Origin of the sequence: Pseudoalteromonas phenolica (genome assembly GCF_001444405.1) — a bacterium.
In the GTDB taxonomy this organism is placed as follows: domain Bacteria; phylum Pseudomonadota; class Gammaproteobacteria; order Enterobacterales; family Alteromonadaceae; genus Pseudoalteromonas; species Pseudoalteromonas phenolica.
On record NZ_CP013187.1, the window covers coordinates 732322 to 759308 of the forward strand.

Here is a 26987-nt window from a genome sequence, read left to right on the forward strand (position 1 = left end):
TAAATATGTTTAAAAGGCGTCACTTTGCGTGGGCTTGAGGGCTACGCAAAGTGACGATACTCGAGGAATTACAGCTTCTTAATCATAATTTGAGAATCAGTAACCACCCCTTTATCTGCAACATCAAGGTTAATTTGCATTTGCGTATTTTGGCCAATAAACTGTTCAAACTCGTCACCTAAGTCTTCACCTGCAATTTCTGCGCCCTTCAATAGTGCTTTGAAGAACTTATTGGTATTCATTGACAATGCCATCATACCGTTTGCTTCAACAGTTTGTTTAGTTAAAGTATCTGCAAACTTTTTGCCTTGCTCACCGGTATAAAAAGCTAAATGATTACCTTTTAATGCAAGGTAGATTGGTGCATCTAATTCAAAACCAGCGGGAAGGAACTCATTTACTTCAATGGCAGAGCCATCTGCAGGTAAAGTGACACCTGCTAGTGTAGGTTCGAAGCTTTTAGCAATATTAAATAAGGCTTCAGCATCATCGGCAGAAATTGTCGCAAGTACATTGAGTGATTTGAAATCAGGTTGCCCAGGGTTTTGTGCATGCTCCACAACTTCGACATCAAAAAGACTTAAACTGACGCCTTTCAAAGAGCCAAGCATGCCGGTCATCATTGCGAGTGCCGCAGGGTTTGATTCTTTACTTTGCGCTTGCGCTGTAACGAGTGGTTGGCAACTAAAGTCAGCCGAAGCAAAACGCGCCCACACTGTATTAACCATAGGTGAGATTTGCGACGCGTTGACTCCGTATGCAAAAGAAATCATTGCTTCATTCAAGTTGTGTGCGTGCTCAGGTATAAAGCCGCGGGCATTGCTCATCGCATCAAGCACTTTCTTATCTGTCGAAGCGAATACAGTAGACATCTGAAGATCAGCATAGTTATGTGTGATTTCAACTTTTTGCGTACCAGATATAATCGCAGGCCAATTACTTGCCATATCAGCAAAGTCTTGTTGGCAAGCTTCATTTCTAATTAAAGCGAGGTCGTCTTGGTTACCTAAAAGGGCAAGCAAACTATCCAGCATTCTTGTGGTATTACTTTGTGGATCTTTCGCTGTAATTGCATCAACTAAAAGGGTTGTATCAAGGTAAGCAAGAGATTGGCCATCTAAATGATAGTCGTTGATATATTGCTCAACGCGATTCGTTTCACTCAATGCTTTTGTAGGTTTTGTAGCTGCTAATGCCACCTTTAAGTCTTCTTCGGTGTTAAAGGCTGTATCTAAAGTGAGTGTGACCCAGTCATCTTTGGTTGAAACAACAATATCAAATAGCTTTTCATCGCCTTGCTCGATAGTAAAGCGCGTCACAGGTAGGCCTGCTAATTCGGTTGCTTCATAACGTACATCTGATTTATCAGCTGCCGTTTTAATTGTATTTATAAAGGTTTCAACATTGGCTAACTTGGCTCTGCCTACTGGCAGAAGTCCCACTGTATAGCCTAACATCTTAAAGTCATTGTCAGCACCCCATGTTTTGGCAAAGGCTTCGGATGACTTTAAACTTTTAGTGTAGCTTTCCATAATATTAATGAAAAAACGCTCATTACTCGACGCATCGCTTTGTTGTATGTGTTCAACTAGGTCATCAAACTGATGCGCATTCTTATAAGCATCAGGCAATACGTCCAAATACTCAAGATAAGGAAAACCTTCAAGCTGAGACCAAAAAAAGACAGTATCGGCAGGGACATAATCTAGCTGAGGTAGCGGGGTGTAAGTATCGTTTTGATTAGAAACAAGGTAAGCGCCTGAGGCAACAGCTGCACCAGTGACTGTTGCTAAAAGTAGTTTTTTCATATTCTTACTCCATAAGAATTATTTTCCAAGTTCCTTTTTAGGATAACAGGTTATTGGATATCAAAGTAGCAAAAAATAGGGCGCTAAATACATCTAATTGCTCAGATTTGCTTGCTATCTAAAGTGAAAATCGCTTAGTTAGAAACTTCGCAACACCATCTTCATTATGATGACCAATCACTGCGGTAGCGACTTGTTTATTCTCAATATTGGCATTTTCTGGTGCATAACATTCGTCTGCAATTTCGAACATACTTAAATCATTATCACCATCTCCAAAACAAATAATCGACTCTATATTGAGTAATTCTTTTAATTTCGCGATAGCAGTACCTTTGGTGGCTTTGGCATGATGGACATCTATCCAGCGGTACGCCTCATGTTCTATGGCTTGCCCTGAATAAGCGATTAAATGGTTGAGTGCTTCAATGTTGTTGTGTGCTGTAATAACTTCATCACGGGGGCCAATCATACTGATGTTGGTAATTTGAAAGTCGTGATTCAGTCTGCTTAAAGGCAACATGCGTGTTTTTGGTGATAACTCAAATTGCTCTAACAATGCTTGTTCGAATCGGTTTTTATATTCGCCGTGAAAAACAATGCGCTCTCCTTGGTCGTTGAGTGCATTAATAAATGGGTGCGCAGAGTTCGATATCATTACTTCAGTTGCAGCTAAGGTTTCATCGAGGCCTAAACAATTATCAAAGCTAAAACGCTGCTGTGCAGGGCAAAAAGTAACGACGCCATTGGTATATATTTGAGGTAAAGAAAAAGTGTGACCCTTTATAATGTCTTCTGCAGATAAAAAGCTTCTGCCTGTGGCGATGGTGTAATGAATACCTTGCTTGTCCATTTCTCGAAGTGTTTGCAATGTTAACGGAGATAACTGCGAGTGTTTGTTAAGTAAAGTTCTATCAAGATCAAATACGACGAGTTGTTTTATTTCTTGCTGGGTATGTATATTCAAGCTGAGGATCCTAGGTTGAAATATCAAAGAACATATTCTGTGTTGATATAAGTTTCTACATGCAAAAGCCTAACATAGATCATTGCTAGGTGAATGAAGTCGCAGTCTAATACCAACAGTTAAAAGTATGTCTAAAGATTATGACAGATGTTTTAACCGGGTTTAGTTGTCAATTCATCACACAGGGTAGCTTGTCACGAATAAAGTCGGCTAATGCTTTTATGTGGGCAGGAACACCAAGCCTTGATGGCATCACTAAACTTAAATGCGCTGCTTGTGTCAGGTATTGAGGTAATACACGAACAAGTTCTCCGCTTTTAAGCTCTGACTTACAAACATAATTTGGCAGTGAGGTTACACCAAGCCCAGCAATGGCTGCGCGTTTGAGTGTGCTCATATCTTCAGAGCAAAGTTTGGCTACCACCGTTTGCGATGTGTTTTGGCCATTGCTATCAATGAGGTTAATGGTGTTCGCTTGATTAAAGCGACCAACCTTTAAGAAGTTGAGCTGAGCCAAATCGGTGGTATCTTTTAATGGTGTCACTTTTTCTAATAGGACTGGAGAGGCGAATAACGGCCAGTCGACTCGCGCAATAGAACGTTGGATCAAGCTTGAGTCGGGCAGAATGGTGCTATGACCTCGAATGGCTATATCGACGCCTTCCGAGATTAAGTTAGCCATGTTGTTTGAAACGCGCTGTTCTATTTGTAACTGTGGATGTTGCTCGGCGAATTCAATTAATAACTCCCCCAAAGCGTATTGCGCAACACCCGTTGAGCAGCTGATCACAGCGTTGCCAGAGAGTTTACCTTGGGTATTCTTCATGGCAGATTCAGCCAGCTCCATGGCATCAACGAGCTTACGAGCATGCTCATAAAAGTGCTTACCTTCTTGTGTCACCGCGACATGTCGAGAAGTGCGTTGCAACAGTCTAATACCAAGGCGGGCCTCAAGCTGCGCGACATGTCGGCTTAACCTTGATTTAGGCATTTGTAGTGCGGTAGCCGCAGCCGTATAACCTTGCTTTTCCACGACGTGTACGAAGTAGTAATAGTCGTTGAGGTCTAATTTCATGAATACTTTACATTGTTCTAAATATGGAACGATGAGTTCGATTATTGTCTGTTTTTGTACCAATTCCAAGTTGTTATAGTTATTTCATCGCAAAGAGTTCAACAGGAAATAGTGAAATGACGACTTATGAAAACAAAAATGAAACAATTGATTTCTCACCAGTGACAGGTAGCCCCCTTAATATTGGTGAAGGCTTTACCGGTTTAGGCTTTCGCCACAAGCAATTTAACGGTGTGATGGACCCCTTGATCATGGCGGATCATTATACGATGACAGTACCCACTTTTGGCGCACACCCACATGCTGGTATTTCAGCAGTATCTATATTGTTTGAAGACACTGAGGGAAAGTTCAATAACCGTGATTCGTTGGGTAATGACTTTGATATTGAAGCGGGTGATTTATATTGGCTCAATGCCGGTAGTGGCGCAATTCATGATGAAGCACCAAGACCGGGTGCTAAAATTCATGGCTTACAGGTTTTTGTAAACCTACCTGCAAAGTTAAAGCATCATGCTCCAAGCTCATTACATATTAAACGTGAAGACATGCCAACTCTTGAGGAGCTAGGTTATAGAGTTCGTTTGGTGTTAGGTGAAAGTAATGGACACTCTTCACAAGGCAATGCCGTTTGGCCTGTAACTATTTTAGATGGCTATGCCGACAACCGTGCGCAGTTTACGCATCAAGTACAAAGCGGATTCAATACATGGCTATATGCCGTTGAGGGCGATATTGAGTATAAGTTAAGTGGTCATTGGGCAAGTTTAAAGCAAGGGTCATCTATAGCACTCTCTTTTGAGCAGTTACAGCAATTAACGTTGCGAGGTGCAGCCTCTATGCAGAGCCACTTTGTGGTGATGTCGGGTGAGCCGATCAAAGAAACGTTTGTTCAACAAGGTCCATTTGCCATGACAACGCAACAAGAAATAGATGACGTCGTGGCTAAGTATGAAGCGGGCGAGTTGGGTCAAATAGGTAAGTATTAGCATTTGATTGCAAAAAAATGTTCACTCACTGTACGCGAGTGAGTGAATACATGTGTTGAGTGTGGTACAAAGCTTTTTATAAAACGACCAAACAAAAGCCAGCTTTACAAGGAATTCAATGCGTGTCTTGACCACATTGAGTGCTCTGTTTTTATCTCTCGCACTCGCTTTTATTATATCTTGGCAGGCTATATCGTCTGTTAATTTTGCCTACCCGGTTTGGTATCAAGTCTTAGAAATCAATAAAACCATCGCAAAGTACGGCCCGCAAAACCAATATCGTTCTGGTTTTGAATCGACTACTCAAACACAACATATTCAGTTTTTTGCGGAGATAGCTCAGAGCATTGAACTACCACTAGAGCAAGTCAAGCCTGCGTTGCAAGCAATAGAATATAGCTCTAAAGAAGCAAGCTTTAATAACCCTTTATTACATAACGCTGAAGTGCAACACTTATACGATGTCGCGGTGTTGTTAGAACACATTCAAATGGTTTGTTATGTGACACTTAGTATCTCAGTTTTAGTATTTTTGTTGTCATTACGACGTCAAGCAATGCCGCAAACCGCGGTGGGTTTCAGAGTTAAAGATGTGTATTTAATAATGCTATTTTTGCTGTTGGTGGGTTTAGTGTTAGTTGCAATAATAGGCTTTGAAACCGTGTTTTATCAGTTGCACGAATGGGTATTTCCTGCTGAAAATCAGTGGTTTTTTTATTATCAAGAGTCTTTAATGACCACCTTAATGCAAGCGCCAAACCTTTTTGCCTATATAGGTGGTTTGTTACTTTCCTGTATGCTCATTGTTCAGTTTTTAACTGTGTTTGTTTTACAGCGCATTTTATCTAGAGCAGCAAAGAAAACAGGCTTATTAACACCAAATAAAAGCAAAAATTTGAATCCTTTTTAGTATAAAGGGGAGTGTATTCCCCTTATGTCATTGCTAAATCACTAAGAGCATAGATTTAGATATATACAATGCTCGGTGAGCCACCTTCATTTACGCAGCGATAATATGTAGCCTGAACCGAACGAGAGCTATAATGCTCCTCATACCAAGCCAATTTTCCACCTTTTTCACAAAAAACATAAGTTGCAGTGCGAGCTTCTGAAACTGGCGACATTGAAGCGACAAATACAGTTGCTAGTGCTATCAAGGTTGTTTTAATCATTTTGATTTCCTTTCATTTATTAATATTAGTTTTGAGTGCTTTTTAAACACACGAGGCTGATATTATAGAATGTTATTTATTTGTAAATATCTGTTTCTTTTTTGGGTTCGTTGGTTGCGGGTGATGTAAAAAGAAACGTTGTATGCTCGAGAATCTATAAGGGCTATTCTTGGAAGGAAACTAGGGTGTTTGATTAATTAAACACCCTAGTTTAATGACTACTCAACTAAGCAATAAATACGTGTAAGCAGATCTTGCGGCGCAACCTCACGCAGGTCGTTTAAGTACTCTTCAAACGGAGGAAAGTCTTTTAATTGATATTGACTACTTGGTAAATATTCACCAAATAACCAGTCATAAGGCTTTTCAAGTTCAGGGTAATCCCCTTTAAATAGCAAAGACACAGAGTTAGAAGCGGGAATGCTCATCACTTCAAATTCATGCTCTTTTGGCAGGGTATTTAAATCAACCGAAATACAGGCTTTTGATCTTAACTTATCCGTGTTAACGGTTTTAGGGTCGTCGTAGTAGATGCCAAAAAAGCGTGTTTTATCGTTAAGTAGGTCTAGCTTGCTAGCCATCATTGAGAGCTTTTCGAATGCTTGACCTATCTGCATATAGTCACCGCTGTGCTCAATGGCGATTAAAGAAAGCGCGGGTGTTGTTTGTTGCTCAACTTGATACATGGTTTTGTATTCCTTATCTGATTTTGGATAAAGCATAGTCACTTGCTTAACAGCTCTTGCAATACGATATTGGTTAGGTGTTTCTCGATAGTGTTTACTGAACGCTCGGTTAAAAGCTTCAATACTGCCATAGCCTACCTTTTTTGCAATTTGCTGTTGAGACAGGTCACTACGCACTAAATACGCCGCTGCTTTTAGTAACCGCATTCTTCTTACCGTGACATTGATGGTCTCTCCTGCAAATTCACGATATATTCGGTGAAAATGGTAGCTAGACATACAGGCGACATCAGCAAGAACGTTCACATCCAACTCACCATCTACATGTTCATAGATGTAGTCGATAACACCTAGAAGGCGTTGTTCATACTGATTTTTGGTAACAAGTTTATGGTTCATGGGTTCACTCAAAATCTAAGTTAAAGTGATTGTTCAGCGACATTGATAAGGTAATGCAAAGCCGTTTGATAATGTTTGCTAACTTTTGTATTTGTTATGGGTAACACAAATTCAGGGTGTTTTATATTAAAGATGCCTATAAAAAGGTTACTTGATTTGCGGAAATAAGAAGTAAGAATAAAAAGGGGGAGAGAAAAATTAAGTAAACTGAACTGATTTATATCACAGCCATGATGGATCAGTTCAGTAGGTGCGTTTTCAGCCAAGAAATCAGTTTAGCTATTTACTCGTCGTCGTAATCAGCAAAGTCTGCTGATTCTCTAAAACCAGGCTTTGCTAAGATCTCAACATAAAATGAGGTTAGGCTCTCATCTTGTGTTTTATCAATCAACTTATTGATTTGTGATAAATGTACTGTTTCAGCTTCAGCTTCCGTGTTACCGAATTTACAGTCAAAGTCCCAATAATCAACGCCTGCAGGTAGCTTTTTATTACGCTCGCGTTTTACATACTTTTTCAGCTCATGCTTAACCGCGTCAACGCGGCGTGCGATTTTGATTTTAGGGTGAATTAGTTCAAATGTTTTTTTCATAATTGCCTTCAAGCAAACAAGGACTCAAACAGCCATTAGCTGACCGAGTAGGGGCATTGATAAACGAGGAAACTCGCACATTCATCAATATTAACTTTAGCCATTAAGTTTACGCGATAATGAGCGAACTGGCGAGTGAGATACGCTTCAGATGGCGTAAAATAACGAGTCGTTGATGTGTAAAAATTGGGTGCTGAAATAGCTTCAGCACCCTCATTAATTAAGTGTTTGCTTTGATTGAGTGTTGGTTGGTACTGATGCAAGTTTAGTTTCAAGGCGCTCAAGTTGCTCAACGAGGGCACTTTGCGTCATTTCAAGTTGTGCGATGCTGCCGCCAATTTCTAACTGTTTTGAATCTCTGGTTTGTGCTTGAGACTTTAGTTTATCTATATCTGCGCTCAATGCGGTTATCTGATTTTTGATTGATTGCGCTTCATCTAGTTGTTCTTGTAAAAGAGATAGTTTTAACGTCATATCAGCTTGATTATCTGATAATGACTTAAGACTAGAGGTAGTATTAGATTGCGTTTTATTGTGTTGTGATTGTGAGTTTTCTAATGCTGCTGTTTGCTCGCGCAGTTTTTTAATTTCGGATTGATTACGTCGCCAAGCTGATGCCCAAAGCTTATCCATTTGTGTCCAAAGCTCATCGGTACGCTCGGAAATTGCGTTAAGCTTTGCTTTGATGGCGCCCGCAGATTCCCCCATTTCTTCACCTGTGGCTGATAAAGCTCGCTCAAGTTCGACAATTCGTTGTTCAGAGGCAAACAGTTTCGCTTGAGTTTTTATGTTTTGTTGGTGAAGTGTGTAACCGCCAACTGAAAAGCCAATGATTGAAACGATACACAGCCATAATGCTGCATTGTTTGATTTAGCGGGCTGTTGATTAACCGTCTCGCTTTTGTCAAATGCAGTCGCTTTGTGGTTCGATGGTGCTTGAGACTGCTTAAAGTCTTTAACCTGGTCTAAATCGGGCATAATATTGGGCAGCTCAGGTTCAATTCTTTTACTCAAAACATTTACCTTTGGTTTGGGTTAAACAGAATCAAGTAGCTTACTGTAAAATGTTTATCGATGGAACAATACGTCGATGTATTAAAGGCACTCAAGTGATTAAACAAATTACAATAGTGAGTATGTATAGATTTCGATATAGTGCGGTGCTCAAGGCGAGTATGAAGGAGCCCACAAATGCAATTAACAGAAAATAAAAAAACAATGATCGCTCAGTTGGGTCAACCTGTTCTGAAACAAAAAGCGCTTGTTGTAGAAGACATTCTCGCCGATGAATGTCAAAATTTGATAAAAGACATGATGTCTATCGTCGAAAAGGCTGGAGGTGTAGGTATAGCTGCGCCACAAATTCATCATAGCTTGCGTATATTTATTATGTGTTCAAAGCCAAATACTCGATATCCAGATGCCCCTTTGATGACACCTACAGCTATTATTAACCCTGAGATAATCGCTGCCAGTGAAGAAATAGAAAAAGGCTGGGAAGGCTGCTTGAGTGTACCTAGTATGCGTGGCTTAGTGCCAAGACATCAAACAGTAACGGTGAAATATCATGATGCGCAAGGGCTAGAGCATGAAAATGTCTTTACGGGGTTTATTGCACGCATATTTCAACATGAAATCGATCATTTAGATGGTCTGACTTTTATTGACAGACTGGAGTCGATGGAAGATTTAGTGAGTGAAAGTTATTGGTATGCAAATTATGCAACAGCTTAGTAGTAAAGGCTGGTTACAATAACGAAGATTATCTTTAAACTTATTAAATGAATAGGGGAGCCCAAAGTGACTCCCCTAGTAAAGCAGCTAATATGAGATCAAGTTAGTCATTTTTCCTCTTTGAGTAGTGCATCTAACTTTTCTTCTATTCTTACAATATCTTCTTTTGTTGCCAGTGGTTTTTCGGGCTGATTTTCTTCTTCATGCATGATCTGCATGGCATCAACGATAATACCAATGAATAAATTCAATACCGCGAAGCTGGTGATAATAATAAACGGGACGAAGAATAACCAAGATTGCGGAAATAGTTCCATCGTTGGGCGCACTATGCCCATTGACCAACTCTCTAAGGTCATTACTTGAAATAAGGTATAGGCTGAAGCGCCGATAGTGCCAAACCACTCCTGCATATTTGGGTCAGGGTGTTGTCCAAAAAGTTTCGTTGATAGTACGGCCGAAACATAAAAGATAATCCCAAGCACACCAATGACAGAGGCCATACCTGGCAGTGAGTGGCCAAGCGCACCGATAACTCGGCGCATTTGTGGCACAACTGAGAAAAGTCTTAGCACCCTTAATATTCTGAATGCGCGAAGTACTGACAGTGGGCCAGTTGCAGGAACCCAAGATATGGCAACGATAAGTAAGTCGAAACAATTCCAACCAGACTTAAAAAATTTAAAACGGTATACAAAGAGTTTGAGTGCGAGTTCTACTGTGAAAATGATAAGGACGACTAAATCGATCTTAGCTAGTAAGGCAGAGTTAGTTTTGCCAAATTGGGTGGTTTCAATACCTAGTGTAATCGCATTAAATAAAATGACTGCAATAAGAAAGCTTTGAAAAGATTTTGCTTCAACAAGTGCCGCTAACTTAGAAGTTAAATTACTTTGTGATGCCATGGCTCTGATATCGGTAAAATGAGTGATATGCCATAGTTTGGGATGAATATTTAATTTTCAATATAGAATCGACGAAGTGCAGGTTTGGCATCGATGAGTTACTTGAAAAGAGAGATTAGGGCTTGCTGCTGTGAGATAAGAATAAATAAAACGCTTAATGCGCCTTATTTATTCTTGATTGAATTAGGTTAGTCTTCTGGCCCAAGTAACGTAAAGGTTAAATGTTTGCGCATGTCTTTTAAAATCACGCCTTTTTTTAGCATGGCTGCGCTTAAGCGTTTCTGCCATTTTAATAAATCAGGTTTTGCCGCTTCTAGCGATTGCTCATCTTCAAATTGAAAGCACAGTAAAAGCGAACCAGGAAATAAATGATACTCCACATCAAACCAACATTGCAGCATACCTGGGATCTCTTCACGACCTTGCGCTTCGATCATATCTGCGATTTGTAAAACTAAGGCTTGTTGCTTTTGTTGTACTTTTGAAAGCTTCTTCATAATTGAACCAATAAAGACAAATAGTTAATACAGCGAAAGTATACCTGAGCTTGGGAGTCTAAAATAGTGAGAGTCAGTGCGACAAGCATCACTATTTAAACAGTGTCATAACTCGAAAATATATCTCATTCCGATTCAATCTTTTCTAGCAGTCAATAATTTATTACTGTGCTGCATTGAGTAAAAGCTTTAAAAATTATCTTCTAATTTAAGTTTTCCTTCGTATAAGAAGTTTTCGTCTTAACCGATGAATTGATTCAGTCGGTTTTCTGGTCTGTAAGTTAGTAACAGTATTAATAGGTTAACGCTATGTCTTTCATTGCTATGGTGAGTTTGGCTGTCTTTGCAGCAATACTCTTGGCACTATTTAAAATACAACAAAAAGAGGCGCCGCTCTCTCGGTTGGTATTAATCGGTTTATCTTTAGGTAGCGTGTTTGGTTTGGCACTGCAATTATTCTTAGGAGAAGGGCACGCTGCGATTCAAGAAACCTTAGCTTGGACCAATGTGGTCGGCAGTGGTTATGTCGGTTTGCTCAAAATGATCATCATGCCATTGGTGTTGGTGTCTATGATTGCGGCAGTTGTAAAACTCGATAAGTCAGGGGCACTTGGCAAAATCAGTGGTATCTCCATTTCAATTCTTTTGCTTACTACTATGATTGCAGCACTGATTGGTATCACCATTACGCAACTTTTCGGTCTTACCGCAGAGGGGTTAACCGAGGGTGCTCGCGAAACCACTCGACTTGCTGACTTAGAAACGCGAATGGAAAAAGTCAGTGACTTATCTATTCCTGAAATGCTAGTGAGCTTTATTCCAACCAATATTTTCCAAGATCTCGCATGGGATCGCTCTACGTCGATTATCGCCGTGGTGATCTTTGGTATTTTAACGGGCATTGCAGCACGCAAAGTGATGCAAGAGCGTGAAGAGTTAGAAGCGCCTATTCGTACTTTTGTAGAAACATTACAAGCCGTGGTTATGCGACTGGTAAAAATGGTGATTTCACTGACTCCTTATGGTGTTGCGGCTTTGATGGCGAAAGTGGTTGCGACGTCTAGCCTAACTGACATTCTGAATTTACTTGGTTTTATCGTCGCGTCTTATGTCGCTATATTATTAATGTTTGTTGTGCATGGCCTGCTGGTGGGCTTGTTTGGTGTAAATCCTAAACAGTATTTTCAAAAGATTTGGCCTGTGTTGACCTTTGCTTTTACCTCACGAAGCAGCGCTGCAACGATACCGCTTAATGTTGAAACACAAATCAACAAATTAAATGTGCCACCCGCTATTGCTAACTTATCAGCGTCATTTGGTGCAACCATTGGTCAAAATGGTTGTGCGGGTATTTACCCTGCGATGTTAGCGGTGATGGTTGCACCGACTGTAGGCGTTGACCCGATGAGCTTCTCTTTTATTGTGTCATTGGTTGCGATGATCACCATTAGCTCATTTGGTATAGCCGGTGTTGGTGGGGGCGCAACTTTCGCTGCCTTGATTGTATTGCCAGCAATGGGGTTGCCTGTGACGATAGCGGCCTTACTTATTTCTATTGAGCCTTTGATTGATATGGCGCGTACCGCGTTGAATGTATCAGGTTCAATGACCGCGGGTACCATCACTCATCGTATTTTGGGCGATGCAGCTAATGTTGAAGGCGAGTCGCATAGTTCGACTGCAACTCCGTCAAACGAGCAATTGTCAAAAGCTTAATTATTTAAAGTATTTTTAACCCTCTTCTTTTTGGTTGGGAGCCCTAAGTGCTCCTGACCTGATTTTCTAACGAATATTTACTCGCGTTTCTCCTTCGGGTATAAGTATCAATTATTTATTCTTAAAACGGACTTTAATATGACTTCAATGGCAAGACATGCGCTTGATATCGACTTGGATGATAAAACTTGGTTTCGGTATGCGGCATTTGATGGAAAAACGTCATTGCGAGAAAGCTCTGTCACTAAGCTAGATTCGCTTCCTGCCTTGGCATTGCTATCTGGTGGCGCAGAAACCTTCTTTGCTTTTCTAATGTTTTCTATCTGGATATTTAGTTATTACTTACAAGCGAATGTATCACCCCTGTTGGCGTTTATGATTGTCCTTGGTGGTGCTTTATTTGTATTTATTGCAAAGCGTATCGCAATTTATCGAAAGTACGGTTTTGGCTCTCAATGGGTGATGACCGTTAGTAAAGAAAAGCTTGAAGTGGCCAAACTCGCGCAAAAAAATAAAAACGCTAAAACTCTCACCATAATGAGAAGTGATATTGCTGAGGTTGTCTTTAACTATACGATGGATAAAAAGTACAAGCGCCAGATAGGAGGAAGAACAGTTAAAAGCTCGGCGAGTGTGCATGCGTGTGAAATACATTTAAAGAATGGCGAACTGATTGATATAGATAATATGCGAGTTGGCTTGTTTAACCTGCTTTATTTACTCGTCTTTCATGAATATCCCTTGGTTTACCGATATTGTTTATCTGGTGGAGCTGGAGGCGCGATGATACTGGTGTTGCGCTTACTCTCCTTATCTGCGGTAGCGAGTGCTGTCGCTATGCTGTTCTTTAACTTGAAGTAGCGGCTTATTTGCTGTGATTACTTTTAAAAAAGCTTAAAAGAACGGTAGCGAACACAATGCCACAAGACACTGAAATTGCAGTGGAGAGTGAGTATGGGTGTTCAGTAAAAATCGTAGTGAGCCAGTAAACTAAGTTGAAACTAGTTAGGCTTATTAGAAGTTTTATGTAGATATTTGAAGTCATTGATTTTGCGTTTTAAAAAAGACTAACTGTTAGTACCTAAATTGACGTCGTTACACAAGCCATTCATAGTAAAACTTAGCACTATGAATGGCTTAATAAAGAGGCCAATTAGCCTGAACTTTGGTTATTTAGTTATAGCTGGCATGCGTTATCCGCTAACTGCCAAACTCCCCATTCACCGGTCGTGCCTGGCTCTTCGCCTTTAGTCCACCAACCCGCTTTATAAATATCGCCTTTGTGGCTGACAAGTTGGTTTGCTAAGTACACAGTATTGCGATCCCATGGCTTTGCACATGAAGCATCAGACACGGTGATTGTGCGAACGACTGACGTAGTTTGCTGTGCACTATCAGACACACTATAAGTCAGTTGATATTGCCCAGCTGTACTTATATCAACGCTGCCTGTGACCGTGATGTTTGCTGTCAAATCACCATCTTCTTCATCAACTGCCTTGACACCTGCGAGGGCGTCAAAGCTTGAGCCGACCGCCAACTGCACATCACCCACACCACTAAACACAGGCTTGTTACTGTACACTTCAACGGTTCTAGTTGCCTTGGTTTCGTTACCTGCTGAATCACTGACGCTATATACCAATATGTATTGGCCTGTTGTTGAAGTATCGACATTGCCCGAAACCAGAATATTACTGGTTAAGTTGCCATCTTCTTTGTCGGTAGCACTCACACCTGCGAGTACATCGAATATCTCACCTTGGCGAACTCGCGTATTGCTCACACCGCTGAATATTGGTGCATTCTTTGGTGGATCAATTATTTGACCATGGATAAATGGGCCGTAGCTTTTAATAAAGCTTTGGTTGTAGGTCGTGCCAGCCGCGTTGGTACCCATATCCCAGTTAACCGACCAAGTCATGACCCCTTTAAGTGGCTGACCTTGTTGTTTTAACTGGTCAAACGCGTTGTACAGGTTATTTGGGTTCTGAATATAGCCGGATGCCGCAGCATCATTATTGGTTGGAATACCAAACACTAGTTTGTCATGTGGGATTTTATGGAAGCCACGAGTCCCGTTGGCAAGCGAGTCAGACATATAGTAAATAAACTCTTGTTTAAGTGATTCATTGGTTTGTGCTATCCAACCCACACCATCAACATATACGCCGTCACCACCTTGGTTGTAAAACTGCGGATTGATCCAATCGTAATAACCATTGAGTGCGGTGATGTAAGGAATATACTTACCAGCCTGCGTTAAGTAGGGGAATTCAGGCGCCATGGTCACCAAAAAATTTTTGCCTTGCGCAGCATAGTGGTCTTTCACAAGACGAAGAGCGGCAGGGATCACGGTTTGGTTATCGTCAGCAGTAACAGCTGTTTGCTCAAGGTCGATGTCTAAACCATCAAAGCCAAATTTATCAGTCAAGCGGATGATCTCATCAGCGAATGCTTGTTCGTCACCGGTTTTTAGGCCAATTAATGCATCAGCGCCACCTAGGGCAAGTAACACGCTACGGCCTTGGCTATTCAGTTTCGCAATTTGAGCAATAAAGTCTTGCTCTGATAACCCAATTTTAGGGTCGAGTTTAAAAGTCGGAATACGTCCTTCTGCAAGGTCATACACTTTCATAAATGAGACGTTCACGACGTTATACTGGCTGTTAACTTGCTCAAGCGCCACACAAGGCGCATTACCACCTTTGTATCCCGCGCCATCACACCAGTTATGCCAATAACCGACAACGACACCACTTGGTTGGTTAACCATTAGGTCACCATTGCTCGCTAATGCACTGCCTGAAGCAAGTGATGAAAGGCCCATTACAGCTGCTGCAACTAGGGTATTTGATGTTTTCAACATGTTATTAATTCCTTTTGTTGTTTTAATGCCATGCAATAATTTGCAGGCGAGTTAGCAACCTAAACTCGGAGTAAAACGACAATTCAGACTTTAGGCTCGGTAAAGACAAGGTAGAGTACGACCATCGCTCCTTGATGTACCTTGTGTAAAATAATTGTAAATAAGCTACCGTTATCTATATGTGTTTGGAAAATGAATTTTTCTAATAAAGGTACTTTTTAATAATAAGAGAGTGAGGTAGAAAGGGGCGGGATGAATAAAAGAACCGTGCGACTGCACGATTCTTAATTCTTTACTCAGCACATTGGGTCATCTAATTAATATTAGATGTTGAGCTTCTATACCTTACCCTTCCCAGCATTGTGTAATTTGAGCGCTTTGACACAATGCAGGGTGAGTCGGGCACACTAGCCAAGATTGAGGGTCTGGCGTGAAGTAACCCGCAGCAATTTTTGCTGTTTGCTCATTACTTAATGATTTTTGTGAAAGTTGTTTAAGTGACTGTTTTTTGATTTGTAGTTTCATAATGTTTCCTTGTAAATAAAACGTTAAAAACTTATAGGTAAAAAGCGCACTTTGGCAAATGAAAAAAATACAACTGAATGTTTTTTAAAATAAGTGAAGCAAGATTTAAAATGTGAGAAGAGCTCTCTCAAGAAACAAGAGCTGATGTTTTAAATACTTTTAAACTAAAGCGATAAATTTGATTATTGACTAATAGGCGTTGAGTTATGGACCTATATTGGCTTTTTTGTGGAATTGAAAGTTCATGGACTCTAAATAAAAAAGGCGTATTTGAATAATATTCATACACGCCTGTTCTAGCCTTTAGAATTGTTCTAGTTCTCAGGAAACATTTCTTCTAGAGACAACCCTGATAGTTTTTTGATTGAGTTAAGCAAATAATAGAGTGCGACAAAAAATAAAATCATGCTTGGAATGGCTATCACTGGGTAGCTGAGTGCTGTCATCCGGCCAAGTTCATTATTGAATGCCTCAGTACCTGTGGGGCTCACAACGATAATTTTCGCTAAGATGTAATTCATTGCAGAAGAAAACAAAAAAGAGCCACCTAGAATATTCGATGCTGTAGCTTGTATTTTTGGTAGTTTCTCTAAGTTACCTTTTTCTGCGAGTGCTTTTTCTATACGGGCAACATCGAGGGTATTTTGGTTAAATAACATAGTTTTTAAAAGCGGGTACTTTGTATGTTGGCTTACAAAGATGGCTATTGCTATTAAACCCGGTACCAAAGCTTCTTTAATAGCTATATATTTCACATCAAGTTCTAATAAGCTGATCCCACCAGTCAATAACACTGAAACAATACCTAAGATAGAAATAAAACTAAACTTACCGACTTTTTTCAATTCCCAAAGACCAAACCCTAGAGGAAAAGCAAGCGCTACTGCAACACCTAAGCTTGGTCCGAGATGTTCGTCACCTGAAAAGCGAGTCAGGATGATAACGGGCACTATGATATTGAATAAGAGTTGACTGAAAAATCCACTTGGTTTGTTTTCTTGCTGCGTCACAGAAACCTCATATTAGTAACTAAAGCACTGCTGCAGTGTACGTTAAAGTTACTGTCTTCACCAACAAGATAAAACGCGTTTTTTGGTATTTCATCCGAAACATTTCGTTACGTGAATTACTCATAGTGACTCATTATTTGACCCTTTTATGAGGTAAACTCATGAAAACTACCAAGGATGGAAATATGACTACAAACACGCGATATCACTATATTGATAATCTCCGTACCATTGCATTATTACTCGGCATTATATTTCATGCGGCGCTTGCCTACGGCGCATCATTTCAAAATATCTGGCTTACGTCGGATGTGACTAACCATATAGTTTTTGATTTTATCGCGAAGTGGACGCATTTATTCAGAATGCCCTTATTCTTTGTCATTGCAGGTTTTTGTGGGGCCTTATTGGTTAATTTGAGAGGAGAAAATAGCTACCTTTTCAATCGTTTTAAGCGGGTGTTTTTACCTTTTCTGGTATTTCTGCCCATAATTTTAGGTTCAACCCTCGCAATCTCATTTTGGGCTGCATCTTTTGTGCAATACCGTCCGCCCATTTTTGAATTGTTCGAGTTAGTTGAATCGCCGACTATCAGCACCATGCATTTATGGTTCTTATTTAATTTGTTTCAGTTCTGTGTAGTGTTTTGGCTACTGTCTAAATGGCAGAGGGGTTACCAAGCTATCATGGGGTTTATAAGTCGGCCTATCTTTCTTATTGTGGTTTTACCTTTTGTTGTTGGGGTTTCTATGTCGCAGCAGATGATCCCATTTCCTCCACCAGATAAGCTTTTTCCTCAGTTATGGTCATATGGCTTTTATGGGGTATTGTTTTTGGTTGGCGCAAGCTTATTTCATCATCATAGTGTGATCCAAAGGTATGAAAAACAACTCGTTTGGCTGTTACTCATTGCCGTTGTGAGTAGCTACTTTTATTTTGCCCATTTGCCAGCTCCGTTGGAGATGGTGGATGTGGTGACGGCTCTAAACAATGGCGGGGTAGTGCATGTTGAAGTCGATGTGTTTTTAGTTGTGATGCAAACTTTCGCCATTCTTAGTTGGACAGCGGTTTGCTATCTATCAGGTTACAAGTGGTTGAATATGCCAGACAATTTAAGTCGTTACCTTTCAGATGCTTCTTACTGGGTTTACCTTATTCACCTTCCTATCTTGATGGTGGTCCAATATGGTTTAATCAATACTGCATTCAATGTGTTTATCAAATTCACCTTATCGATATTAGTGACTTTCACTTTATCTATTTTAAGTTATCACTTTTTTGTAAGAAGTACGTTTGTAGGTAGCTTTTTAAATGGTAAGAGTTACAGCGTTAAAGAGGTTAATAAACTGGCTTAAATACACCTGCTTTATAAGCTTTATCAACGATTCTGATTAATTCTGCATTAGACATATTAAGGTTATGTTTTTTACTAAAGCCAAAGGAGGTTTCTTTGGCTCTTGTTTTGTCTAATGTGATAGGTGAAATCCATAAGGCTGAAAGATCTTGCTCTTTTGACAGAGAAGCAAATTTTTCAGGGCTTACCATAAGAATATCGATGCGGTCTTTGAGCAATAAAGAAAAGCCCACTCTGGCGTTTTGGATTGAGATCTTGTCTAGAGAAGTGTCTTTATCGAAACGGGGGAAGTAGCTTTCACCTCTCGCGACGCCGATAATTTTTCCGTAAAGATCCTCATATTTTGTAACTTTGATTTGTTTTTTTGAGATCACACGTAATTGATCTGCTCGTTTAAAAGGCGTGAAAAATGCAAACTGTTTTCTGGGTGTTGTTGGGCTTAAACCTGCAATGACATCTACTTCTCCACTTTTTAAAAAGGCGACACAGCGGGCAAAGTTAGGCGATTTAACAAAGATTATTTCTTTATCCAGTATATTAGCAAGCACTCTTAGAGCATGAATATGGATACCAGAAGGAGTTGGTTCGAGTATTTGATAGGGAGGGTGGTCGTCAATACACGCTTTTATTGGCTGTGTCTGTGCTTGGGTAAAATGTGTGGTTATTAGTAAAAGTATCAAACATGCTTTCACTAAGTGCATTTTCTTTGGCCTTTAATAATAACGTGAGTAAATGTAAAAGCATGTCTGTACATAATTTAACAGTTTACCTGTGAGTCATCTGACATACTTCATATGGACTAATTTTTAGTTTAACTCAATTATCAATTTTAAGGAAAGAATGAAAAATGAGCCGTTTGACGACCTTTGTTATTTTACTTATGTTAACCCTCTGCGGATGCAGTGCAGATCCTGAAGTAAATTGCTTTTTAATTACAGGTTCACAGCATTGTGCTCAAAGTCACAAAGCGTTGAATAAAGAGAATAAAGCGCTCAAACAACGTTGTTTAAAAGCGCAATTTGACCACAAATTAGCAATAGAAGAGCAGGATGAAAGTGCAATTAAAACGCATCAAAAATCAGTTGATAAGTATTGTTTAGATACAAAGGAAAACGAAAAAGGCCCTTAGGTCTTATTTAGAGTAAGCGCACACCCATCGCTTACTCTAAAAGTGTGAGAACTATCTTTGATCTGTAGCTAAACTTGCTACGCCACCCATAAATTCACATGTACTGTAGTCAATCTCTGCATCAAAGGCGTTGTTGTAAATACTTCTAAATATCAGCCTATGAGTATTTGCGTCATGGCAAAGTACCTCATAAAACGTTTCTTTGGCTAATTTGGGAGAGTCAAACTCAACGCTTTCTCCTGCTGATATTGCTGAAATAAAGAATGTAGCTGATGCGATCATCAATATTTTAAATTTCATTTTAATTTCCTTTTATTAAAAAATTAACCGAACCTTTTTTAGGTTCGTAGCTGATAATCAGTCTTTGAAATGAATAATTCAAATCTATATATTGAGCTAAAACGATTTTCAGATAGTGATTGATGGTAAATTGTTTGTATTTTGTAAATTAAGTAAGCAGATATTTCATTTGATTGACTCCCTCAAATCATTCCCATAACGTGTTTCCTACCCAACACGGGTAATTACTTTTTAAGGAAAAAACATGAAATTAAAATTACAAAAGAAACCACTTAAATCATTATCACAAGATTCCGCTTTACACTTACAAGCAACTCCTCAGGTTGCCGGTGGTGTGAAGATCACTGAGTGGTGTAGTCGTGATAAAAAGTGCCTTGTAACAGAGACTTGCTACGTGACTGACCAAAAAGACTGTACAGTGATGTAAACAGTATTTCATTAAGATAGTTACTAGAAAACGGATTTCATTCAAACAGAGCCTGTAGCAAACAGGCTCTTATTCAAAGTCAAAACATCTGCTAATTTATACTTCTGAAAACACCTGTTATCCTATGCATATTCAGTATTTTGAGTATTAAAACATGATTAAAGATAACGACATCATTGAAACCCTTGAAGAGCTTGAAGCTTTTTTGTTGTTAGTTGAAAAAGGTGGATTAGGGTTTACAAATGTTGAAGGCGTTGCTTTAGCAACGCATAACAGCAATGGTCGCCCATTTATTGCTGTGTTAGATGATAAGCACCAATTACTTCTTGGTCGTTGGGTATCGCAAGACGTATACGAAAATGGCAAAGACATGGTGCGTTATGGGGTTAAAAAAGGTCACTGAAAGGCATGCAAATCTAAGTTATAAGGTTATGTTATCTTTATAATTTTTAGCACTGAAATAATATGGAGGCACGAGCAATTATACTCGTGCCTTTCATGTTTATACGTTAAATAGGCAGGCGATAAGCTAGCTGAATACAACTTTTTCAGCATCATTGTTGTTTGCTTTCCTTTCCTTTAATTCAGTTTTTCCAACGAAGGTGTTCATCGAACGAGGTTTATTAATATCTAAAGTTCAAATTTGATATTAATGTTCCGGCTTTGTAGGCCAATGGTTTCACATCGGATAACCTTTATATTAATAAAGGTTGCGAAAGGTTGTTTGGTTAAAAAAGCGGTTTTGACGCTGATTGCACAAGCAATTACTTGAAAAGCAGATGAAACATAAGTGAAGTTTGATTGAGAAACTCTGTCTGTAATCTAATGTAATGGCGTTCTGATATTTCATTGCTAGATTTAATTTTGCCTAACCAAGGTGTAATGAGAATTGTATTTATTCTCAAATCTAAATTTAGCTATATAAGGAATGTAATAATGAGTACTTCAGAATTTAATAACGCAGGTGTATTTGTTGCTAACTATCGTATCAGTCACCAATTAGCAGGTGGTGTTTCGCTTGATGTTTCATTGCTTTTCTCGACTCAAGACAAAAAAGTGGTAGGTCGTGGTGCGGTGACTCAAGCAACTAACCCACCTCTTGACGTTAAAACTGAGTTAGTGGGTGAGTATCACTATCAGTGCACAAATAATAGCTGTTTTGTGATGGTGAATTTGCAGGGGGTTGATGCGATCCGAGCACGAATTTTACCACCAATTTCAGTGGAAAATGTTGATGCACATATTTTATTAAATGACGATTTTAAATCGGGTGTTGCTAACTTCAAATACTTAGACCCAAGAACCAATGAGTGGGTAGAGGAAAATCAAGTACCAGTGACGTTGGCCGATTACACTGAAATTTCTGATGTAACGAAATTAGCGGAAGAAGTAAGCGCTTAGTTGTTGCAAAAAGCACTAGGCTACCCTAGTGCTTTAATTGCCTGTCCAATACCATCTAACGTCAGCGGGTACATACGTTTATCCATCAACTCATAAATGATGTCGATTGAGTGATAGTAACGCCAATAATCCACAGGCTGTGGGTTTAGCCAAACGACATTGTCAAAATGATTGGTGATGCGATTTAACCAGGCGCTGCCGGGCTCTTCATTCCAATGCTCAACGCTGCCGCCCGGGTAATTGATTTCGTAAGGGCCCATGGTGGCATCACCGACAAAAATCACTTTGTAATCTGAGCCGAAGCGGTTGATCACTGTCATGGTGTCGAGCACATTTTGAAAGCGGCGTTCATTGTCTTGCCAAACGTGTTCATAAAGGCAGTTATGAAAGTAGAAAAACTCTAAATGCTTAAATTCACTGTGTGCTGCGCTGAATAACTCTTCACAGGTGTGAATGTAATCGTCCATCGAGCCGCCGATGTCAAAAAACATCAGTACTTTAACAGCATTATGACGGTGTGGCTGCATTCTTACGTCCAGCATACCGCCTTGCTTAGCGGTGGCTTCGATGGTGTGGTTTAAATCGAGTTCATCACTTTCGCCACTGCGGGCAAATTTTCGCAGCTTTTTGAGCGCCAGCTTCATGGTACGAGAGCTGATATCGGCATCTTGGTCGAGGTTTTTAAATTGACGTTTGTCCCAAACTTTCACGGCGCGTCGATTTCGGTTGCCGTCTTGACCTATGCGAATACCTTCTGGGTTATAGCCGTAGGCACCAAATGGCGAAGTGCCGCCCGTGCCAACCCATTTATTGCCGCCAGCATGACGCTTTTGCTGCTCTTTTAAACGCTCGGCAAGGGTTTCCATAAGTTTGTCTAAACCACCGAGTGATTTAAGCTGCGCTTTTTCTTCTTCACTGAGCTGTTTTTCAAACTCTTTTCTTAGCCAATCACTGGGCAAGTTATGTTGTTGTAACTGACTAAAAATATCGATGCTTTCAACGCCTTCAAAATACTCGGCAAAGGCACGGTCAAATTTATCGAATTGGGTTTCGTCTTTGACTAAGCACAATTTGGCAAGTTCATAAAAGCCGTCGATGTCGGCAAATACCACTTGTTGCCTTAAGACGTTAATTAAATCGAGTAGTTCTCGCAAGCTGGCCTTTACGCGATACTTTTTTAGGGTGAAGAAAAAATCGATAAGCATAGGGTTAACCGCGCTTGGCCATAAATGCTAACTTTTCTAACAGGCTGACATCTTGCTCGTTTTTAAGCAGCGCGCCAAATAGTGGCATTAACCCGCCTTTGTGCGTTTTATCGTGAAGTGTCTTAGCATCGATGTCTTCGGCTAATAATAATTTAAGCCAATCGATTAATTCACTGGTCGATGGCTTTTTACGTAAGCCATGTACTTCGCGTAAGTTGAAGAACACACTGAGTGCAGTTTGTACCAACTCTTGTTTGATATTTGGATGGTGAACATCAATGATGCTGGCCATTTCTTCTGGTGTTGGGAAGTTGATATAGTGGAAGAAACAGCGGCGAAGGAATGCATCCGGCAATTCTTTTTCGTTGTTTGACGTGATGATCACGATTGGGCGTTGCTTAGCTTTTATAACTTCTTGTGTTTCATAGACATAGAACTCCATTTTATCGAGTTCTAACAGCAAGTCATTGGGAAATTCAATGTCTGCTTTGTCTATTTCATCGATGAGTAGAATTGGGCGTTTTTCAGCGGTAAACGCCTGCCAAAGTTTGCCTTTCACAATGTAATTGCTGATGTCGTGAACGCGATCATCGCCAAGTTGGCTATCACGTAAACGTGATACAGCATCGTATTCATAAAGGCCTTGCTGTGCTTTGGTGGTTGATTTGATGTGCCACTGAATCAACTCGGTGTCGAGTGCTTTTGCCAACTCTTCGGCAAGCATGGTTTTACCCGTACCCGGCTCACCCTTGATTAATAATGGTTTTTCTAGTGTGATTGCCGCATTCACAGCAAGCTTAAGAGAGTCTGATGCGATGTAGTTTTCAGTACCGGTAAATTGCATGACGTTGTCTATCGTTTCTAAGAGATCAGACCTCTAGTCTGCCATAAGTGTTTTATAGATAAAAGTGACATACTTGAAGGTAAATCTAAACAGCCGATTACTTAAGGTACTATAAATTCTCTACAATTCATGCTGTTTAAGCAGCTCCCTTGGTGTAACTGCAAATTGCTTTTTGAATGCGGTGACAAAATTAGAGACATGTTTGTAGCCACTATAATAAGCGGCTTCCCCGATACTTTTACGCTCTATAACCAGCATGCGTCGAGCCTTTTCTAGCTTTTTTTCTCTGATAAATTCTAAAACACTCATCTGAAAATGTTGTTTGAAGTAACGCTGCATCGTGCTTTCACTTGTCCCGAGTTTATTTGAAATTTGTTTTACAGTGAAATCACAGTAAAGAAGAGGAAGTACTTCTTTGTCGAACTGTCTTTTTGGTTTTGCTGTATAGGATTTAGTGCTGCTGACAGGACGAGCAACCCTAGTTTTTAGCAATGAGATAAGTTCTGAAATGAATAGGGTCGCTTGTGCTTCTAAGAAAAGCTGTGACTTGAGTGAATCATTAACATTAATACTGCACAGCTGTAATGCTTGTTCTTTCAGTATTTCTGAACAACTTAGTTCATAGACGGCATGTTTGTCTCTAAATAATGAAAGAATGAGACTTTTTTCTTGTTCGTGCGGGCAGCGTTGAATTAGCCATGCCTTACTGACACATAAATTTAATTTTTTTAGATTGTTATTAAGAGATAAGAAGCGAGAAAATGTTTGTTTTCCATTGATTATATTAATAAATATTTTTTCTGAAGTAGTTGCATCAAATTGATATCTTTGTTCATTGATGGCGAATGATAACCTACCAGCAAAAAGTATATTGAAGCTAATGAGATCTGCTATTTCACAGCTACTTACTGTTTCACTCGACTCATATGTATTTGCAAAGTGGAGAGATACTCCATTCTGAAGCTTTGTAAAATTTAATGCGCCCGTTAGAAGAGTATTCGAACTTTGTCCACTTTCTTGTATTGTCGAACCGTCATAACCAGCTTGTAATATTTTATTTTTAAGCTTCTGTTTTGAGTAGCTTTTTTCTTTTAAAACCATAGTGAAGTTTTTATTCCTTGACTGTTAGCAATAACGAAATGACAGTTCTGCATAGCATATATTGGGGAACTTTATCATGTAAACAGGTATTGTAATGTGAATTATTCTCATTAAGCTTTTATTAAGGATCTATAAATGTCACTCCAACGCTTTTCACAGTGTTCGTTAGCGGCAGCTATTGCTGTTGCTTTTTCTTCAATGCCGTCTATGGCGGAAACAAATCAAGATAAAGATATTGAAAAAATTGCAGTTTGGAGTACTGGCGTAAAAGCGTCATCTATGTACCTTAATAAAGAAAATATCGCAACAAAACAAGCTGATCATTTAAGCGATTTATTACGCACAATTCCTGGTGTAGATGTAGGTGGCGCTCACTCATTAAACCAGCGCATTACAATTCGCAGTATGGATGATAAAGATTTAGATATTTCAATTGATGGGGCGCGTCAAAATACCTATATGTATCATCATTTGGGTAACCTACAAATTCATGCAGATATACTTCAATCAGTCGAAATTCAGGTAGGTAGTAATTCTGTTCTTAATGGTGGTCTAGGTGGTGCCGTTCGTTTTAAAACAAAACAAGCGAGGGATCTTCTTGAACAAAAACAGCGCTTTGGTGGTCGTGTACAAATAAGCGCGGGTGACAATTCAGGTAGTAACTATTCAGTCACTGGATATGGATTATTAACGGATGATGTAGACTTTCTAGCTTATTATAACTTTGTAGATCGCGATAACTACGAAGTAGGTGGTGGGAAGATCTTAAATGAGAATGGCGAGGTATTTCCTGGTACAGATGGAATGGTAAAGGGTCTTGCCGGTGAAATTGATGATGCGCTAATCAAGTTTGGTTTAGATTTAACCGAAGCTCAGCGAGTTCAATTTAGTTATGAAAAATATACTGACGAAGGGAATTATAGTTACCGCCCAGATATGGGACTAGCAACTGATTTAGCGATTACGAACGCATTAAAAGTACCACTATTATGGCCTACTAAACTCACTCGTGATACGGCGACAATCAACTATCAATTAAGTACCAATACTACGCAAGTTGAGGCTGCAATTTACACTAGTACAAGTGAATTATGGCGAGATGAAATGGGGTGGGCTGAAAACCCAGCATTTGCAATGTGGGCTGGTGTTATAACTGGTGAGGCGACGAACTCTGGTTTTAATATTCTAGCTGAGACTTTTGTGGACGGTTCCATAAGTCAAGAACTGACTTATGGCATTGATTATGTAAAACACGATACAGATTACACTGCGAAAGGCGAAGCTGGTTCAAATAGTTCAGAAGAAGAGTCAACGACGTTGTCTTTATTTGTGCAAGATAGAATTGCGCTGAACGACCAGTTTACAGTTATTCCGGGTGTGCGTTTTGACGACTACAGTATAGATTCAAACTTAATTGATGATGACTTTACAGAAACATCACTCGCTTTAGCTTTTGAGTTTCAGGCATCTAATGATTTGCTATTTAAATTAAGTGGTACAGAAATATTTAAGGGCCCAGAAATAGCAGAGGTATTTGCGGGAGCTGGAAATAACGATTTAGCGAATCCTGATATAGACGCTGAGACAGGGTTAAACGTTGAGCTTTCTTTTGCATATAGAGTTGAGGTTGGTGAGGGAGAATTATCAACGGGTGCCACTGTATTTGATACGCAAATTAATGATTACATCTACGATTATGCAACACCACCTGAGGGTTCTGGAGTTCGCAGTTGGAAAGATAATATTGGTGACTTATCTGTAGATGGTTATGAAGCTTATATTAATTACGAGCTAAAAGATCTTAGTTTTGGTATTACTTTATCTGACGCTGAAAGTGAATTATCAGCATTTACTCAATATAAAGATCTTGATAATGCACGTCTTGATAGGCAGCAAGGTAGCACAATCAGTGCACACGCTAATTACGAGTTATCTGCACTTAACCTAGCTTTAAACTGGGAAGTATTAACAGTTTCAGATGTTGACGCTGGCATCGACTTAGACGGTGCGAGTGTGGATAACAGTAAAGATGGGTATACGGTCCACAATATTTCTGCAAAGTGGACTCCTGAGCAGTTTGAAGGCCTTACTGTCATTTTTGGTGTAGATAACTTATTTGATGAATATTACGCGTCGCAATCATCTCGAACAGGTTTATCTTTCCACCCAAGGTTCAAAGAGCTTTACTTGCAAGACTATGAGCCAGGCAGAAACATTAAAGCGACAATTGCTTATTCTTTCTAATATTAGTTAATCGAAAAAGGCTGGCTATGTGCCAGCCT

General features: G+C 39.7%; 28 protein-coding genes. 11 read left to right on the forward strand and 17 right to left on the reverse strand.

What is annotated here, in order from left to right; all coding sequences use genetic code 11:
• Positions 1-68 precede the first annotated feature (68 nt).
• The 3 genes from PP2015_RS03225 to PP2015_RS03235 all read right to left on the reverse strand — a co-directional run bounded on the left by PP2015_RS03225 (position 69) and on the right by PP2015_RS03235 (position 3850).
• Complete coding sequence (locus PP2015_RS03225) at positions 69-1808, reverse strand: hypothetical protein (RefSeq protein ID WP_058028912.1); 1740 nt, start codon at positions 1806-1808, stop codon at positions 69-71.
• 118 nt (positions 1809-1926) lie between these two features.
• Entirely contained in the window at positions 1927-2775 is an 849-nt protein-coding gene (locus PP2015_RS03230; RefSeq protein WP_058028913.1) for an HAD family hydrolase, read from the reverse strand.
• Between the two features lie 169 nt (positions 2776-2944).
• Positions 2945-3850 (reverse strand): LysR substrate-binding domain-containing protein, encoded by a 906-nt coding sequence (locus PP2015_RS03235; RefSeq protein WP_058028914.1) that lies wholly within the window; start codon positions 3848-3850, stop codon positions 2945-2947.
• A 116-nt stretch (positions 3851-3966) separates the two neighbouring features.
• Here PP2015_RS03235 and PP2015_RS03240 point away from each other — a divergent pair, with 116 nt between their 5' ends.
• Positions 3967-4839: a pirin family protein gene (locus PP2015_RS03240; RefSeq protein ID WP_058028915.1), complete on the forward strand. Its 873-nt coding sequence runs from the start codon at positions 3967-3969 to the stop codon at positions 4837-4839.
• Between the two features lie 118 nt (positions 4840-4957).
• A complete protein-coding gene (locus tag PP2015_RS03245) occupies positions 4958-5749 on the forward strand; it encodes a lipoprotein intramolecular transacylase Lit (protein ID WP_058028916.1) in 792 nt (263 codons plus the stop codon).
• A 55-nt stretch (positions 5750-5804) separates the two neighbouring features.
• Here the strand turns inward: PP2015_RS03245 and PP2015_RS03250 are convergent, their stop codons facing one another.
• The 4 genes from PP2015_RS03250 to PP2015_RS03265 all read right to left on the reverse strand — a co-directional run bounded on the left by PP2015_RS03250 (position 5805) and on the right by PP2015_RS03265 (position 8702).
• Positions 5805-6011 (reverse strand): hypothetical protein, encoded by a 207-nt coding sequence (locus PP2015_RS03250; protein ID WP_058028917.1) that lies wholly within the window; start codon positions 6009-6011, stop codon positions 5805-5807.
• Positions 6012-6229: 218 nt separating this feature from the next.
• Positions 6230-7096: an AraC family transcriptional regulator gene (locus tag PP2015_RS03255; protein WP_058028918.1), complete on the reverse strand. Its 867-nt coding sequence runs from the start codon at positions 7094-7096 to the stop codon at positions 6230-6232.
• Positions 7097-7379: 283 nt separating this feature from the next.
• The gene (locus tag PP2015_RS03260) at positions 7380-7688 is read right to left on the reverse strand and encodes a DUF6172 family protein (protein ID WP_058028919.1); all 309 of its coding nucleotides are present in this window, start codon (positions 7686-7688) and stop codon (positions 7380-7382) included.
• A 216-nt stretch (positions 7689-7904) separates the two neighbouring features.
• Entirely contained in the window at positions 7905-8702 is a 798-nt protein-coding gene (locus PP2015_RS03265; RefSeq protein ID WP_058028920.1) for a hypothetical protein, read from the reverse strand.
• 177 nt (positions 8703-8879) lie between these two features.
• Here PP2015_RS03265 and def point away from each other — a divergent pair, with 177 nt between their 5' ends.
• Positions 8880-9422 carry a peptide deformylase gene (def, locus tag PP2015_RS03270; RefSeq protein WP_058028921.1) on the forward strand — a complete coding sequence of 181 codons (543 nt, stop codon included), beginning with the start codon at positions 8880-8882 and terminating at the stop codon, positions 9420-9422.
• A 107-nt stretch (positions 9423-9529) separates the two neighbouring features.
• Here the strand turns inward: def and PP2015_RS03275 are convergent, their stop codons facing one another.
• Together PP2015_RS03275 and PP2015_RS03280 are read right to left on the reverse strand one after the other, a co-directional pair.
• Positions 9530-10327, reverse strand: a complete 798-nt coding sequence (locus PP2015_RS03275) for an ion transporter (protein ID WP_058028922.1) — start codon at positions 10325-10327, stop codon at positions 9530-9532.
• A gap of 188 nt (positions 10328-10515) precedes the next feature.
• Positions 10516-10824 carry a hypothetical protein gene (locus PP2015_RS03280; protein ID WP_058028923.1) on the reverse strand — a complete coding sequence of 103 codons (309 nt, stop codon included), beginning with the start codon at positions 10822-10824 and terminating at the stop codon, positions 10516-10518.
• A gap of 309 nt (positions 10825-11133) precedes the next feature.
• Here PP2015_RS03280 and PP2015_RS03285 point away from each other — a divergent pair, with 309 nt between their 5' ends.
• Complete coding sequence (locus PP2015_RS03285) at positions 11134-12540, forward strand: L-cystine transporter (RefSeq protein WP_058028924.1); 1407 nt, start codon at positions 11134-11136, stop codon at positions 12538-12540.
• A 138-nt stretch (positions 12541-12678) separates the two neighbouring features.
• Entirely contained in the window at positions 12679-13401 is a 723-nt protein-coding gene (locus tag PP2015_RS03290) for a hypothetical protein (protein WP_058028925.1), read from the forward strand.
• Positions 13402-13717: 316 nt separating this feature from the next.
• Here the strand turns inward: PP2015_RS03290 and PP2015_RS03295 are convergent, their stop codons facing one another.
• The 3 genes from PP2015_RS03295 to PP2015_RS03305 form a co-directional block, all read right to left on the reverse strand.
• Positions 13718-15409 carry an immunoglobulin-like domain-containing protein gene (locus PP2015_RS03295; RefSeq protein WP_058028926.1) on the reverse strand — a complete coding sequence of 564 codons (1692 nt, stop codon included), beginning with the start codon at positions 15407-15409 and terminating at the stop codon, positions 13718-13720.
• Between the two features lie 345 nt (positions 15410-15754).
• Complete coding sequence (locus PP2015_RS03300) at positions 15755-15934, reverse strand: hypothetical protein (RefSeq protein WP_058028927.1); 180 nt, start codon at positions 15932-15934, stop codon at positions 15755-15757.
• Between the two features lie 314 nt (positions 15935-16248).
• Positions 16249-16944, reverse strand: a complete 696-nt coding sequence (locus PP2015_RS03305; protein ID WP_058028928.1) for a VC0807 family protein — start codon at positions 16942-16944, stop codon at positions 16249-16251.
• Positions 16945-17105: 161 nt separating this feature from the next.
• On the opposite strand from PP2015_RS03305, the gene PP2015_RS03310 reads away from it, so the two are divergent.
• The gene (locus tag PP2015_RS03310) at positions 17106-18299 is read left to right on the forward strand and encodes an acyltransferase family protein (RefSeq protein ID WP_227009194.1); all 1194 of its coding nucleotides are present in this window, start codon (positions 17106-17108) and stop codon (positions 18297-18299) included.
• Here PP2015_RS03310 and PP2015_RS03315 read toward each other — a convergent pair.
• Entirely contained in the window at positions 18283-18999 is a 717-nt protein-coding gene (locus PP2015_RS03315; protein ID WP_058028930.1) for a substrate-binding periplasmic protein, read from the reverse strand. The two genes, PP2015_RS03310 and PP2015_RS03315, sit on opposite strands and share 17 nt — an antisense overlap.
• A 146-nt stretch (positions 19000-19145) precedes the next feature.
• Between PP2015_RS03315 and PP2015_RS03320 the strand changes: the two genes are divergently transcribed.
• Positions 19146-19427: a hypothetical protein gene (locus PP2015_RS03320; RefSeq protein WP_058028931.1), complete on the forward strand. Its 282-nt coding sequence runs from the start codon at positions 19146-19148 to the stop codon at positions 19425-19427.
• A 51-nt stretch (positions 19428-19478) separates the two neighbouring features.
• Here the strand turns inward: PP2015_RS03320 and PP2015_RS03325 are convergent, their stop codons facing one another.
• Positions 19479-19727 carry a hypothetical protein gene (locus PP2015_RS03325; RefSeq protein WP_058028932.1) on the reverse strand — a complete coding sequence of 83 codons (249 nt, stop codon included), beginning with the start codon at positions 19725-19727 and terminating at the stop codon, positions 19479-19481.
• Positions 19728-19971: 244 nt separating this feature from the next.
• Between PP2015_RS03325 and PP2015_RS03330 the strand changes: the two genes are divergently transcribed.
• From PP2015_RS03330 to PP2015_RS03340, 3 genes are all read left to right on the forward strand, one after another.
• On the forward strand, positions 19972-20154 hold the full coding sequence (locus tag PP2015_RS03330) for a hypothetical protein (protein ID WP_058028933.1): 183 nt from the start codon (positions 19972-19974) through the stop codon (positions 20152-20154).
• A gap of 154 nt (positions 20155-20308) precedes the next feature.
• Positions 20309-20557, forward strand: a complete 249-nt coding sequence (locus PP2015_RS03335) for a hypothetical protein (protein WP_058028934.1) — start codon at positions 20309-20311, stop codon at positions 20555-20557.
• 533 nt (positions 20558-21090) lie between these two features.
• On the forward strand, positions 21091-21555 hold the full coding sequence (locus PP2015_RS03340; RefSeq protein WP_058028935.1) for a DUF1842 domain-containing protein: 465 nt from the start codon (positions 21091-21093) through the stop codon (positions 21553-21555).
• Between the two features lie 20 nt (positions 21556-21575).
• Here the strand turns inward: PP2015_RS03340 and PP2015_RS03345 are convergent, their stop codons facing one another.
• From PP2015_RS03345 to PP2015_RS03355, 3 genes are all read right to left on the reverse strand, one after another.
• On the reverse strand, positions 21576-22760 hold the full coding sequence (locus PP2015_RS03345) for a vWA domain-containing protein (RefSeq protein WP_058028936.1): 1185 nt from the start codon (positions 22758-22760) through the stop codon (positions 21576-21578).
• A 4-nt stretch (positions 22761-22764) separates the two neighbouring features.
• Positions 22765-23604, reverse strand: a complete 840-nt coding sequence (locus PP2015_RS03350; protein WP_058028937.1) for an AAA family ATPase — start codon at positions 23602-23604, stop codon at positions 22765-22767.
• 120 nt (positions 23605-23724) lie between these two features.
• The gene (locus PP2015_RS03355; protein WP_058028938.1) at positions 23725-24705 is read right to left on the reverse strand and encodes a helix-turn-helix domain-containing protein; all 981 of its coding nucleotides are present in this window, start codon (positions 24703-24705) and stop codon (positions 23725-23727) included.
• A 135-nt stretch (positions 24706-24840) separates the two neighbouring features.
• Here PP2015_RS03355 and PP2015_RS03360 point away from each other — a divergent pair, with 135 nt between their 5' ends.
• On the forward strand, positions 24841-26949 hold the full coding sequence (locus tag PP2015_RS03360) for a TonB-dependent receptor domain-containing protein (RefSeq protein ID WP_058028939.1): 2109 nt from the start codon (positions 24841-24843) through the stop codon (positions 26947-26949).
• The last annotated feature ends 38 nt before the right edge of the window (positions 26950-26987 follow it).